Here is a 12,477-nt window from a genome sequence, read left to right on the forward strand (position 1 = left end):
ATGATTCTATGCACTTGCAGTCGCATGAAATCATCCATTTGATGCTTTGCGAGATTGGCGGCAAACCAGCACCGCGAATGCGTGGACAGACAAAGCAAACAACGACTCTGGATGTGGAGTGAGCCATATTTGAGCAATCGTAAAACTATCTTCTATACATTTGTCTACCGAGGTTTATCAGCCGTGTTAACCTGGGTAAACAGCGTCATCACCGCGCGCTACCTCATTCACCCAGGGGATCGCGGTGATTTTCAGACGACCACGACATACGCGACCAGCGGCCAACGATTTAGCGGCGGCTACTCAAATTATTTTTCGCGCTCCTTGCCACGACGGCCGCAGGACGCCGTACAAATTGTACAAATGGGCAACTTTGTCATGTTTTTGTTAAGCATACTCGTATGGCTGATCGCCCTCGCAGTCCTGTGGTTTGGTCATCCCTCAACCCTGGTCATGTTCAGTCTCGTCGGCATGCCTTTGACATTCCTTTTCGGCTATGCAAGCCGACTGCTCAATGCGCTCGACAACATCAAGGCCTTGAATCGGGCGAACGTCAGTCAAGCCGTCGCATTTCTGCTCATCTATCTCGCGTTCATCGCCTTTAACACCCATTTGGGCGAACATCAGCGGCTCATGTGGACGTATAAAATCTGGCTCTTATCTTGGATCATCTGTGTGGCGATGACCTTGTTTGCAGTTTATCGGCAACTCGGTTGGGGCCATCATCTCAAATGGAAATGGCAGAAAACAGAGTGGCGCAGCTTTCTTGGCTTTGGCACATGGTCATCGCTCGCTTTACTGTCTGGCTATGTCAACCTCCGCATCGACTTTTGGATGCTCGGCTGGCTCACCCGCAAGCTCCCGCATGGACGAGATGTCGTCTCCATTTACGGGGTGGCCGTCACGGCCGCCGAGATTCTGATGACCTTGAGCCAATCCATTTCCACGGTCGTCTTTCGCCGGATGTCTGCATCCGACGGTCAGGATGCGGGCATCGTCACCGAATCAGCATCGCGCCAAACCTTGATTACTTCTATTATTGTAGCTGCTGGTCTGGCGATATTGATGCCGTTTTTGGTGCTTGTCTATGGCCGCAACAAGTACGGCGGATCCGTCGGTCCATTTTACATCCTGCTGCCTGGGTTGGTACTAAAAACCGTCTCAACCCTCATCTCGCAGTATTTCACCAACTCAAAAGGCAAACCGTTTACGCTTTTGATTGTGAACTTGCTGATGATCTCTTTTAATGCCTTGATTTGTTACTTCATCATTCCGCGACTAAGCATGTATGGGGCATCCATTTCCTCGACCATTGCCTACTTTACGGAACTCTCTGTGTACGTCTTCTGGTACCACCGGACATCTGGTCGCCGCGGGATAGATCTCTGGCGGCTGAAAAAAGACGATTTGCTGCCTTATCTGAGCGTTGTACAAGCAGGCTTGCGGAAGATCAAACCGAGTCGGTCATCCGGCTGATTGTTCAACACGCCTGTGCGTTTGGCAGGACAATAAAAATGCTGTGGCCATCACGCGCCACAGCATTTTTATTAGAAAAGGATTTGATTGTGTCAGGCAAATACCGGTTCCCGCAAATCTTCGAGCTTGACGAGCGAATCATCGGCGACTTCCTTGTGCAAGCTGTTGCCGTGCGCATCCATGGTCACAATGGCTGGGAAGCCTTCGACTTCCAAGTGCCACATTGCCTCTGGCACACCAAATTCGTCAATCAGGTCGACCCCTTTGACTTCCTTGACGCAGTGCGCATAGAATTGAGCCGCGCCGCCGATGGCGTTCAAATAGACAGCGCCGGACTGCTTCAAGCCGTCAGACGTCTTTTGTCCCATACCACCTTTGCCAATGACCGCGCGCAGCCCAAACTTCGCGATGATGTCCGCTTGATAAGGCTCTTCCCGCGAACTGGTCGTCGGCCCAGCGGCTTTGACATGCCAAGTCCCATCATCATCTTGCAGCATCACCGGACCACAGTGGTAAATGACGCCACCCTGCAAATCCACAGGCGCGTCATGCTTCATCAAATACTTGTGTATTTCATCGCGCCCCGTGTGCATTTCTCCTTGAATCAGGACAACATCGCCCACTTTCAGAGAACGGATCTGCTCCTCGCTGATGGGCGCCTGGAGCACAATGGCGCTGTCCACATTAAACGTCCCCTGTGGGCGCTCCATTTTTTCTTCAGAGTCGCGATAGAGCCAACGTTTGATCTCGCCCGTCGTTGGATCAAGCACCACACCCAGACGCCGAAACGCCCAACAGTTATACGCCACAGACACGTAAAAGCTGGCAGGGATGCGGTTGCCCACGCCAATCTTGCAGCCGAGCAAGCTCACTTTCCCGCCAAAGCCCATTGTGCCGATGTCCAGATGGTTGGCCTTGTCTAAAATGTATGCTTCCAATTGAGCCAGCGTCTCGTTCTCGTTGACATCATCAAGCGGACGGAACAGTTGCTCTTTGGCCAACTCGTATCCGGTTGTCCGATCCCCGCCAATGCCAACGCCGATAAATCCTGCGCTGCACCCTTGGCCTTGCGCTTGGTACACGGCGTGCAAAATGCATTTGCGAATCCCTTCCAAATCACGACCAGCGCGTCCCAGCCCCGGCAGTTCGGTCGGCAGGGCGTATTGAATGTTCTTGTTCTCGCAGCCGCCGCCTTTGAGAATCAACTTGACTTCAACTTCGTCGGCTTCCCACTGATGAAAATGCACGACAGGTGTGCCTGCGCCTAAATTGTCACCTGTATTTTTCCCAGTCAGTGAATCCACTGAATTGGGACGCAGTTTTCCCAGTTTCGTCGCTTCTTTGATGGCTGCTTCGATTTCCCGCTTAAATTGGATCTGATTAAATCCAACTGGACAATGAACGATGAATGTCGGCATCCCTGTGTCCTGGCAAATCGGTTGAACATCCTCTTCTGCCGAAACAATGTTGTCGACAATCGTGTTCAATGCCAACGCCGCACGCGTTCCCAATTCCTCCTGAACTTGTGCTCGTTTGATTGCCCGCCGCACATCAGGCGGTAAATTTGTTGACGTCTCCGTAATCAATTGTAGCAAGCTCTCTTTGTTTGCCACGTATGTTCCTCCTCTCGCAATCACGTACCTGCGACCAGAACGACCAACAGATAGTATACCACTTCTTTGCGTACAGCAGAGGAGGATAATCTCACCGTGACAGCACTGTCATCACCTGTGACTCACATGTCCGGTGGTTGCAGCGTGATCGAACATTTTATCGCTGTAACGGTCTGTCTTGACGGAGCAAATCAGCCCACGTCTCGCGTTCCACCACCACTTGCGCCTGGCCAGCGCGCGCAAACACGACCGCTGGCTTGGCGATGCGGTTATAATGGCTGGCCATGCTGTAGTTGTAGGCGCCTGTCGCAAAGACGGCGAGCACATCGCCAGGCTGTGGATTGGGCAATGGCGCATCCCAAATCAACATGTCGCCACTCTCGCAACATTTCCCTGCCACAGACCAAGTGTCCTGCGCTGGCGCATCCGCGCGGTTTGCATAGACCGCGTGATACTTGGCGCCATACAAAGCGAGGCGCGGATTGTCTGTCATGCCGCCGTCAACAGCCAGATAGTTGCGCGTATCGGGGATTCTCTTCTGACTGCCCACGCGATACAGTGTCACCCCAGCAGGCCCGGCGATGCTGCGCCCTGGTTCAATCCAAATCGTGGGCAATATGAGCCCATATTGGGCAAAAGCGGCGCGCGCGGCCGCGACAATGCCTTCAATCGTCTGCGCCACCGGCGGCGCGTCCTCGTCCGTATAGCGAATGCCAAACCCGCCGCCGACGTTGAGCACCTGAAACGGCAGCCCCCGCTCACAGCCGTATGCGTACAGCGCCGCAAGGCGTTCCACAGACACCGCAAAACCTTCTGCGTCAAAAATTTGCGATCCGATATGCGCATGTAATCCCGTACAAATTAAATTTGGCATGTCAGACAATTGCACGATGGCTTCTCTTGCCTGTTCACTTGCCAAATCAAAACCAAATTTGCTATCCTGGCCACCCGTTGCAATATATTCATGCGTATGGGCTTCAACGCCAGGGGAAATCCGTAAAAGAATATTCACATTTTTTTGTTTCTCCGCAGCAATTTCCTGCAACAGTGCAAGTTCATAAAAATTGTCGACAATGATGGCCCCAATCCCGGATTCCACCGCATAGCGGATCTCCTCAGACGTCTTGTTGTTGCCGTGCAGATGAATGGCCGACGCCGGAACGCCGCTGGTCAGCGCTGTATATAACTCTCCACCAGACACGACATCGATGCCACAACCCTCTTCATAGACGAGTTGGCACATCGCAATGGTGCAGAACGCTTTACTAGCATAGGAAATTTGGTAAGGAACCTGCAATCGTTGAAACGCCTGGTGAAATGATTGGATGGTCTGTCGCAACAATTGCTCGTCATAAACAATCAGTGGTGTTCCATAAGTGTCTGCCAATGCGACTGTATCACAATCGGCGATATATAGATGGTGATTATCCCGTATCTCAACATGCTCTGGCAACTGTGTCCAGACTGGCTGTTGAGTCACTTCCTGTTGTGACATGCTCTCCACTCCTTGGTGCAATATCACACGTGCGCGCATGGCAAAATTGAATGGGTTTGACCCAATTTGACGATAAACATCATGGCGACAAACCAAAAACGTGCCGTCTTTTGCTAAACGCTGACGTATATCTTTAGTGCATTACTATAGCATAGATTGGTGAACAACGGTGATGTTCCTCCGCATAGAAAACGGAGACCCGGCACAAACACCCGGATCTCCTACAAACACAGCATGTTATTGAATCTGTTTGGGCGGAAACTGACTTTTGTAGCCTTGAAACTGCTGCGCCGTCTGTGTGATCTGCTGCGCATCTCCCGCCTCCAATTTGTACCATCCCTTTTGGTACATCAAATTGTAGACATCGCGCGTCACTTGATGTGTTTCGGCGAGGATGTTCAACATGTCGCGGAACAGCGCATCATGACTTGCCTCGCGCACAGCGACATTAAAACCGTCTGTCAAATACTTCTCGGTGGCCAAAATGTCGTTCAAATAATCTCTGTCGTTCATCTCCGGCGTCTTTGGCACATTTTGTTCCATATTCTGCTGCATTTGATTTGCCACAGCGCTTCCCCCTTTCGATCTCGATTATTGCATGGTCGGTTGGGCGTTCCCCGTTTGGCCTTGTTGGTTGCAATGTTTGAGCAACGCGTCGTATTGACGTTGATGCGTGGCGCAAACCTGTTCAATGATCTGACGCACTTGCGCGTCTTGACAAGCCTGAGCATAATGATGGCATTTCTTTACTGCCCCCAAAAGCCAGCTCATTTGATCCTTTAAAAACGACAAATCCTTCGCAGTCAAGATGTTTGGCGGCAACTGCTGCATCGTCTGTGTATTTTGTTGCATCTGGCCTTGTTGTGATGGCATCTGCATCCCCTGACAACCCCTTTCAACTGGATTTCGCCTCGGCCCATAGTATCGACCAGCTCACCTATTGTCATGCGACAGTTCGTCCACCAAACTGAATGGTACAAATAAGGCATCCCTTATTGCAGCGGGATGCCTTTTTGCGCATTCAGTTTGACTTTTTCATACCAATGCATAAATGTCCGTTCTATCGCCTCACGAATGGGCGCTTCTAAAAATTCGCCATGATAAACGGTCTTTTTGTCCAGCCAGTTCCCCCATAACCCATGGACATTGCTCATTTCCTTCCATTCCCCATCCTGCACATCCACTTCCACTTGACCGTCACTACACTTGGAAGTCAAAATATACCGCATCGTCGAAAAGTGTGCATTGACAAATCCCGCAACCAAACCTGGAGACTCCCCACCAGTCACCTTGATTTCCAACTTCGCGTCCATTTTTTTCGCCCGATTGGCCAATTGTTGCAGCAGTTGTTCCAATTGCCCCACAATCGGCCCAGCTTCAGTAGCCTGTCCTTTGTCGGCATAGGCATTCACATGCGCGGCGGCTTGAATCTCCTTCATTCGTCCCTCAAACTCTTCCATGCTGACTTTCCCCCGTTCCTTCGCAGCGCATCTGGCGCGATTGCATTTCAGCCACATTTGACAGTCTGAGTCAGTCTCCCCTTCCTCATTCATCCTGACGTGGATATCCAGTATTTTTCCATCCAAATGTCCGCCGTTCGCGCGCCTTGCAAGTGATGGCGAATTTTCTTGTCGAAGCCCAATGCCTGCAGATGGCCGAAAAACAAGGGAATTTGCAAGAAATTGAAGCGAGGCGAGCAGACCGTCTACATGCGATGACGAGGCGAAGAGAACGAACAATTCGCAAAAATGTGCAGCTTTCGACACTTCACGGCAGCGTGATCGACCCAAAATGGTCGATGACCACTCGCGCCCGCACACAAATCAGCAATGAAAAAAAGGCCCCGGGCAAAACCCGAGACCTTCTGTGCTTGACGACTGGAATCCTGGATTATTCCGAAACGCCGGAGGACGACGACGGCGATGGATTTTCCATTGCCTCTTTTACACTTGAGTAACTGCTGTCGAGAATCTGGACATTGTCTTTCTTCATCAAGTCAGCCACCAGTTCTTGCGGTTGCTCCATGTTTTGCTGCTTGAGAATGGTGGTAATCTGACTTTTCGCCTTGGCCAATGTCGGAACGACAGACGGTGTGATGTCATTGACCTGAATCAGTTCATAACCCGTGCTGACCTTAATCGGGTCGCTGATCTGACCCTTTTTCATTTTGAACGCTGTCGGCGCAATGGCTGGATCTAACTGATCCTGTGTCATGCTGCCCATCTTGCCGCCCTTGGATTTCGTGCTGGTGTCGGTGGAGTTCTTCTTCGCCAAAGTAGCGAAGCTCTGACCTGCATCCAATTGCTTCTTAATATTTTGCGCCTTGGCTTTGGTCGACACAATGATGTCAGACAGTGAGACCTTTTTCGCCGAAGCGAGATTCTTTTTATTGTTGTTGTAATACGTTTGAATTTGCTTTGCCGTGACTTTGACCTTGTTTTCAGCAATCTTCTCTTCCAACACTTCAACTTTCAATTGTTCCATCAATTGCGCCTTGGTCATGTGGCTCTGCGCCAGCATGGATTCCAACTGGGCATCACTCGAAATCCCATCTTGCTCTTCCAGACTCTGCAGGGCTGAATTGACCTCTTTGTCCGAGGCAGTCACCTTCTGCTTGGCTGCGGCGTCAAGCACCAACTGATTGGTGATCAACTGTTCCAACATCTGTGTACCTGCATAAGATTCGCTTTCCTGCAACAACGTTTGGCGAGTAATGGGTGTGCCGCCCACCTTGGCGACCACGTCACCGTGTTGCTGTGATAGATGTGTTCCATACCAAACGCCGCCGACGATGACAGCGCCCACCAGGCCACCGATGACCGGTGACACAATTTTCTTGATTGATGACAAAATAGCTCCCCCTAATCGTATACAAGATCCTAAGTCCTATTACAACGCATATTGCTTATCTGAAAAATATCGCAGCGTGATTGCTTGTCCATCCGTCTGGTATCGTAGCCTAACAGACACATCTCGAATTTTGCTTGAAAGCAAAATAAATCCGATACGATATTTTACATTTTTCACAAACAGCCATCGCTGGTACTGGGTATTGTACACATATGTTGGCAGGCCGCGCAACCAAAAAGAAATCGAGCAAAATTCCTCTGCGCATGTCAATCCCGCGGCATAAACTGATGAAAATCATCTATATATGAAGCGAGGAATGCCCGATGTTACGCAAAGCATGGTACGCAGTCTGCCCATCCGGCGCGCTGGCCAACCAGCCGCAAAAATACATGGTCCACGGCGAGGCGTACGTGATGTATCGCGATGAGCGCGGCGGCGTCCATACAGTACAACCGCACTGCCCGCATAGAGGGTGTGATTTGTCACTCGGGCATGTTGAAACTGGCGAACTCATCTGCCCATTTCACGGCTGGCGATTTGACGGAACGGGGAAATGTACACATATTCCAGCCAACACGCCGACCGCCCCGATGCCCAAGCGCGCGTTTCTGCGAACATACCCTACTGTTGAATATGCAGATCTCGTTTGGATTTACACTGAAACGGCACTACAAGGCGATCCACCCCCTACTTACACGACGTTTCCAGAACTCGCGTTTTCAGATTGGCGCTATGTGCCATTCCACCAGACGTGGAACGCGCACTTCACGCGCGTGGCAGAAAGTGTGCTCGACGTCTCCCACCTGCCGTTCGTTCATTCTGCCACCACAGGCGAAAATGTCGATCCCGCCGTGCAAGGCCCGCTGTATCGCGCGTCAAAAACCAGCATTGTCATCTACCCAACGCCTTTTGCCGCAAAGCATCCAATGGAACCTGTCCCTGCGACGCCCGAAGGGGCTTCTACGGAGATTGAACTGTTGTTTCCGAATCAATGGATCATCCGCACCCCTTTCGGGGATCACGGCATGATGTGCACGTTTCTCACCTTCACGCCTGTCAATGATCACCGCACAGACATATTCGGAATCGTCATGCGCAGCTTTGACATCGACGCCGTCTGGATGGATGACTTTCATTTGCAGTATACACTCAACATCATGGCGGAAGACCAAGCCATCATTGAACACTTGACGCCGCAACATGCGCCGTTTGACTTCACATCAGAGGCCCATGTGGCATCCGATGCACCAACCATCCGTTTTCGCGCGATGCTGAGCCGGGCACTCAGGAAGGAAAAGCAGGCGACCTTGCTTGATGAATCTGTCCCTGCTGGGGCTGATGAGAATTGAGGGCTGCAACGCACGTATGTATTCCAGATGTCGTTGCTCACGTCGAGATCGACAAGACGTAGAAAAGGCCGACCTCGGGGATTTGTGGAAAAAACTTCTACCACAATTAAAATCGAACATATCGGGTGTTTGAAACTCTTGTCAAACACCCGATATATACCGTCATTCCATCTGATGGATTTTCACATCCCACGGACGATGCGCCACATCCGCATTTGATGCAGGGGATGATGGGGATCTATCCGCTGCGCCACCAACCAATTGACTGCCCCCGCTCGCTGCCCTGGTGTCAGCGGAACGTTCAGGGCACCGCACATTTGGTCGACCAGCGCGCCTGCGCCATGCGGTGTGGCCAGGTCACGGCGACTGTAGGAATGCAGAATGCGATGCGTGTTGCGCCAGTGAATTGGATTTCTAATACGCGAACGAAACGTGTGTAGTAGGTTTGGATCCAACATGTGATTCACCCCCCTTCAAACGGAAACGACGCTGGCGCAAAGTCTGGTAATGTTTCAGGGCAACCACAGACCAAATTTTCGGATAAATGTGGTATCGAATGTGCAAAGCGCCTGGGAAAGCCGAACCTGTCGGCATTTCTTCCTCCCACATCCCCGCTTTCGCGTGCGTCACCAACCAATTCGCAGCCTTTGAACAAGCGCGCCAAAGTTCATCTTGCATGCGTGAGTCCATTTCTGCTTCATAGAGATACAAGAGCAAATCCAAGCCCCAGGCTGTCTGTGTTGGTAGACTTGCCGCAAGTGGCACAAAATGGCCATGGAGATCACTTTGACAGGATTCCCCGAAACCGCCGTCATCGTGTTGAATCCGGAGTATCCACGCCCTCGCCTTTGCGATGCTGGGTGCCGAGCTTTGCACTTGTGCGCAAAGCAGCGCTTTGACTGCGCACCAAGTGCCGTAAATATACGTGGTGCCCCATCTGCCAAACCAGGAACCATCTGCCTCCTGATGGCGATGCAGCCACTGTAATGCAAGGCGCACAATGGGATCATCGACAGACAAAACACGATAACGCAGCAAAAATTCCAAAACTCTGCCTGTGATGTCCGGTGTGGAGGGATCATGCATCGCCCGGCGCATATCATTGGCCGGGATCCATTCCATCCAGCGTTTATTCGCATCTTTCTCAAACGCCGACCAGCCGCCATCCCGATTCTGCATGCCAAGCAGCCACGTGATGCCCTGCGACCAAGCGGCGCTTTGCGTCATGCTCGCAAGGCACAATGCCTCTAAACAGGCGATGGTATCGTCCGTATCGGGATGCTGAGTGTTGTTGCTCGAAAACGCCCAACCGCCCAAGCGTACAATCTGCTGCCCATGCTGCTGCTTGGTCAACAGGTACTGCACCGCTTTTTGCACCACTGACGATTGCACGTCCTCGCCCGCGACCAACAGCGCTCTCACGGCCAAGGCCGTATTCCACACATGCGCATTGCAAGTCTGCTGGTGAACATATGCCGCATCTGGAGAACGGTACAAATTTTTCCGCATCGCCTGTATCGCAGACTGAATTTCTCTGTGCCCCACCTCAAATCCAAGCGCCTGCATGGCAAAGATGGTTAAAAAAGTGGATGAATGATAGCCGGCCGTCGTCCCATCTGCCTCCCGTTCCGCAAGCATCCATGCCAGGCAATGGGACATTCGCCGTGACAGTCGTCGACGCGCACCGCGCTTGTCGAAACTCTGCAAACGACGCCCCCAGAGATGCCCACTCATCAAATCCGCCAACATGCGGCCGTCTGCTGGCGCAGCGACAAATTGACACGAGGACAACAGAAGCATCGGCGCGACGTGCAGGCGTGTAAAAGTGACCATATCAAAAATGGAGACTGGAAAACGCTGCGAAAACAGCAGTGAATACACCCTGGGAGAAGGAAGCCATCGCCAAGGGATTTCACCGCCGATGGCCAAAATCACCTTGGTCAGATTCCGACACCGTTTCAGCCCACCTTGGCGCAAGATAAATTGCTTCGCCTGCGCCTGTCTCTCTGGCAACCCAGACCAGGCGCCATGTAATTGCAGCGCGTAATAGCACTCGACGGTTGTGGAAAGATCCCCTTCATCCCCTGGATAAACACCCCAGGTGCCATCTGGCCGCTGCGCTTCTAGCAGCCGCTGCAAGAGTATGGTGATCCAATCGTCATCATCTACACCGAGCAGATATAAACAAATCACCGTCTGCGCATCCGGCATCACACCGGTATCAAAGCAATCCGTCCAGCACCCTGTGACATGTTGACCATCTCTCAACCGATTCACGGCCATGCGAATGGTGGCATCAAGTCGTGCATCTGCATCCGTCGTTGTCAATGTCACGTTCAACCCTTTCCCCTCGAATCACCATTGGCAGGCTACATTCAAGCGTATTCGAAGATGGAGAAGGATCTTGTCGGCACATGTCTAGCCAGATTTTTACCAGCCCTCCGGGCACCTTCCCCTGCCAAAATTACACGATGTGTCATTTGCTGAGGGATAGACGCCATACGTGATAGGTCCCGCGCCAGAAGAACCGTGGAAAATACCTGTCCATCAAGACAGCGCGAATGGCGAGCACCAAGATGATGCATGATGTTCAGCGATGGTCGGTAACAAACCGGATAGGGAGGTCCAAAATAGATGATCATGAACATTTTAAAAGCATTGATGGGCAACAACGAAGCAGATGCAGGTGAATCTGAACACACATCGCCAACGCCAGGTGAACAGCAGCCCTTCATGCACGCGCCAGTGCAGGAAGAGGCCAGCAGCCCGACCGAAAACCAAAAGCGTGGTCTCTTTTCCTTTCTGAAGCCACCCACGTCAAAAACGGCCGGAAGACCCGCGATGAGGTTGCCAAATGGCCCTGCGCGCCCCGCGAATCCTTTACCTATGCGCGCCCGACCGCAACAAGTTCAGCCCTTCAACGCCATGCGCCCCCATCCACACCCCGGTCAAAGAGCGCAGATGAGGCCCGGTATGCATGGACATTCGCCTATCGCTGTCCAACAACGCACCCCAAACGTCCATTTTGACCCTTATGGACAATCTGCGCAGATAAGGCAACAGCGCCTCGCTCCCCCTTATTCCCAAATGCCTGCCATGCGTGCACAACCGATGGCAGCACGCCAACGTATGTACAGACAAGTGAACCGCCGGAATCCAGTGAACAATAATCCGCCATCGCGATTTTGGTGATAACGATGCGAAAATCCCGATGCGCCAGAAACCGGTCCTGCAAACAAAAAAACAAGCTGGGGGGCCTCCCCCAGTTCGCAGTAAATCATTTAGATTACTTCCAAATTGTTTATTGATATTTCTAAGAAGCTTGTTAACATTGGGACAGAGGTGATCAATAACAATGAAGGCAACGGGTATGGTACGAAAAGTGGACGAGCTGGGGCGCATTGTTGTACCTATCGAACTGCGGCGCACACTCGGCGTGAACATCAAAGACGGTATGGAAATCTTTACACAAGGTGAACAAATCATTTTGCGCAAGTACGAGCCTGCATGCGTTTTTTGCAGTGAGTTGGACCACACGACGCTGTTCAAAGACAAACTGGTCTGCGAAAATTGCCGTTCGGAACTAGCCAAACAAATTGAAGTGCCTGTCGTATAATCAAACACCGATGACAAATTCATCAACGCCAACAGCCCGAACACCTTCTGGTGTTCGGGCTGTTGGCGTTGTGCTACC

12 protein-coding genes are annotated in these 12,477 nt (G+C 51.8%); 3 read left to right on the forward strand and 9 right to left on the reverse strand.

From position 1 onward, the window contains the following. The first annotated feature begins 129 nt into the window (after positions 1 to 129). The gene (locus ACFSB2_RS18920; RefSeq protein WP_377944655.1) at positions 130 to 1,476 is read left to right on the forward strand and encodes an MATE family efflux transporter; all 1,347 of its coding nucleotides are present in this window, start codon (positions 130 to 132) and stop codon (positions 1,474 to 1,476) included. Between the two features lie 92 nt (positions 1,477 to 1,568). On the opposite strand, the gene ACFSB2_RS18925 is transcribed toward ACFSB2_RS18920, so the two are convergent. The 6 genes from ACFSB2_RS18925 to ACFSB2_RS18950 all read right to left on the reverse strand — a co-directional run bounded on the left by ACFSB2_RS18925 (position 1,569) and on the right by ACFSB2_RS18950 (position 7,434). Further along, complete coding sequence (locus ACFSB2_RS18925) at positions 1,569 to 3,089, reverse strand: fumarate hydratase (protein WP_377944656.1); 1,521 nt, start codon at positions 3,087 to 3,089, stop codon at positions 1,569 to 1,571. A 157-nt stretch (positions 3,090 to 3,246) separates the two neighbouring features. Continuing rightward, positions 3,247 to 4,584 (reverse strand): diaminopimelate decarboxylase, encoded by a 1,338-nt coding sequence (lysA, locus tag ACFSB2_RS18930; RefSeq protein WP_377944657.1) that lies wholly within the window; start codon positions 4,582 to 4,584, stop codon positions 3,247 to 3,249. A 237-nt stretch (positions 4,585 to 4,821) separates the two neighbouring features. After that, entirely contained in the window at positions 4,822 to 5,139 is a 318-nt protein-coding gene (locus ACFSB2_RS18935) for a spore coat protein (RefSeq protein ID WP_377944724.1), read from the reverse strand. A gap of 36 nt (positions 5,140 to 5,175) precedes the next feature. Beyond that, a complete protein-coding gene (locus tag ACFSB2_RS18940; RefSeq protein WP_377944658.1) occupies positions 5,176 to 5,463 on the reverse strand; it encodes a hypothetical protein in 288 nt (95 codons plus the stop codon). A gap of 113 nt (positions 5,464 to 5,576) precedes the next feature. Further along, the gene (locus tag ACFSB2_RS18945) at positions 5,577 to 6,044 is read right to left on the reverse strand and encodes a hypothetical protein (protein ID WP_377944659.1); all 468 of its coding nucleotides are present in this window, start codon (positions 6,042 to 6,044) and stop codon (positions 5,577 to 5,579) included. 430 nt (positions 6,045 to 6,474) lie between these two features. Continuing rightward, positions 6,475 to 7,434, reverse strand: coding sequence for a peptidyl-prolyl cis-trans isomerase (locus tag ACFSB2_RS18950; RefSeq protein ID WP_377944660.1), 960 nt, complete (start codon positions 7,432 to 7,434; stop codon positions 6,475 to 6,477). 323 nt (positions 7,435 to 7,757) lie between these two features. Between ACFSB2_RS18950 and ACFSB2_RS18955 the strand changes: the two genes are divergently transcribed. Beyond that, a complete protein-coding gene (locus tag ACFSB2_RS18955) occupies positions 7,758 to 8,783 on the forward strand; it encodes a Rieske 2Fe-2S domain-containing protein (protein ID WP_377944661.1) in 1,026 nt (341 codons plus the stop codon). Between the two features lie 182 nt (positions 8,784 to 8,965). Here the strand turns inward: ACFSB2_RS18955 and ACFSB2_RS18960 are convergent, their stop codons facing one another. The 3 genes from ACFSB2_RS18960 to ACFSB2_RS18970 form a co-directional block, all read right to left on the reverse strand. Beyond that, positions 8,966 to 9,241 carry a hypothetical protein gene (locus tag ACFSB2_RS18960; RefSeq protein WP_377944662.1) on the reverse strand — a complete coding sequence of 92 codons (276 nt, stop codon included), beginning with the start codon at positions 9,239 to 9,241 and terminating at the stop codon, positions 8,966 to 8,968. Next, positions 9,198 to 11,117, reverse strand: a complete 1,920-nt coding sequence (locus ACFSB2_RS18965) for a prenyltransferase/squalene oxidase repeat-containing protein (RefSeq protein WP_377944663.1) — start codon at positions 11,115 to 11,117, stop codon at positions 9,198 to 9,200. The genes ACFSB2_RS18960 and ACFSB2_RS18965 overlap by 44 nt, the downstream gene beginning before the upstream one ends. Positions 11,118 to 11,772: 655 nt before the next feature. Then, complete coding sequence (locus ACFSB2_RS18970) at positions 11,773 to 12,030, reverse strand: hypothetical protein (RefSeq protein ID WP_377944664.1); 258 nt, start codon at positions 12,028 to 12,030, stop codon at positions 11,773 to 11,775. A 108-nt stretch (positions 12,031 to 12,138) separates the two neighbouring features. Here ACFSB2_RS18970 and ACFSB2_RS18975 point away from each other — a divergent pair, with 108 nt between their 5' ends. Continuing rightward, a complete protein-coding gene (locus ACFSB2_RS18975) occupies positions 12,139 to 12,399 on the forward strand; it encodes an AbrB/MazE/SpoVT family DNA-binding domain-containing protein (protein ID WP_377944665.1) in 261 nt (86 codons plus the stop codon). The last annotated feature ends 78 nt before the right edge of the window (positions 12,400 to 12,477 follow it).

Source organism: Alicyclobacillus fodiniaquatilis (genome assembly GCF_042678105.1).
GTDB lineage: Bacteria > Bacillota > Bacilli > Alicyclobacillales > Alicyclobacillaceae > Alicyclobacillus > Alicyclobacillus fodiniaquatilis.

Excerpts from the sequence above, each read along its gene's own strand:
- lysA (WP_377944657.1), bottom strand. The coding sequence starts at position 4,584 with ATGTCACAACAGGAAGTGACTCAACAGCCAGTCTGGACACAGTTGCCA.
- ACFSB2_RS18935 (WP_377944724.1), bottom strand. The coding sequence starts at position 5,139 with ATGCAGCAGAATATGGAACAAAATGTGCCAAAGACGCCGGAGATGAAC.
- ACFSB2_RS18940 (WP_377944658.1), bottom strand. The coding sequence starts at position 5,463 with ATGCAGATGCCATCACAACAAGGCCAGATGCAACAAAATACACAGACG.
- ACFSB2_RS18945 (WP_377944659.1), bottom strand. The coding sequence starts at position 6,044 with ATGGAAGAGTTTGAGGGACGAATGAAGGAGATTCAAGCCGCCGCGCAT.
- ACFSB2_RS18955 (WP_377944661.1), top strand. The coding sequence starts at position 7,758 with ATGTTACGCAAAGCATGGTACGCAGTCTGCCCATCCGGCGCGCTGGCC.
- ACFSB2_RS18960 (WP_377944662.1), bottom strand. The coding sequence starts at position 9,241 with ATGTTGGATCCAAACCTACTACACACGTTTCGTTCGCGTATTAGAAAT.
- ACFSB2_RS18975 (WP_377944665.1), top strand. The coding sequence starts at position 12,139 with ATGAAGGCAACGGGTATGGTACGAAAAGTGGACGAGCTGGGGCGCATT.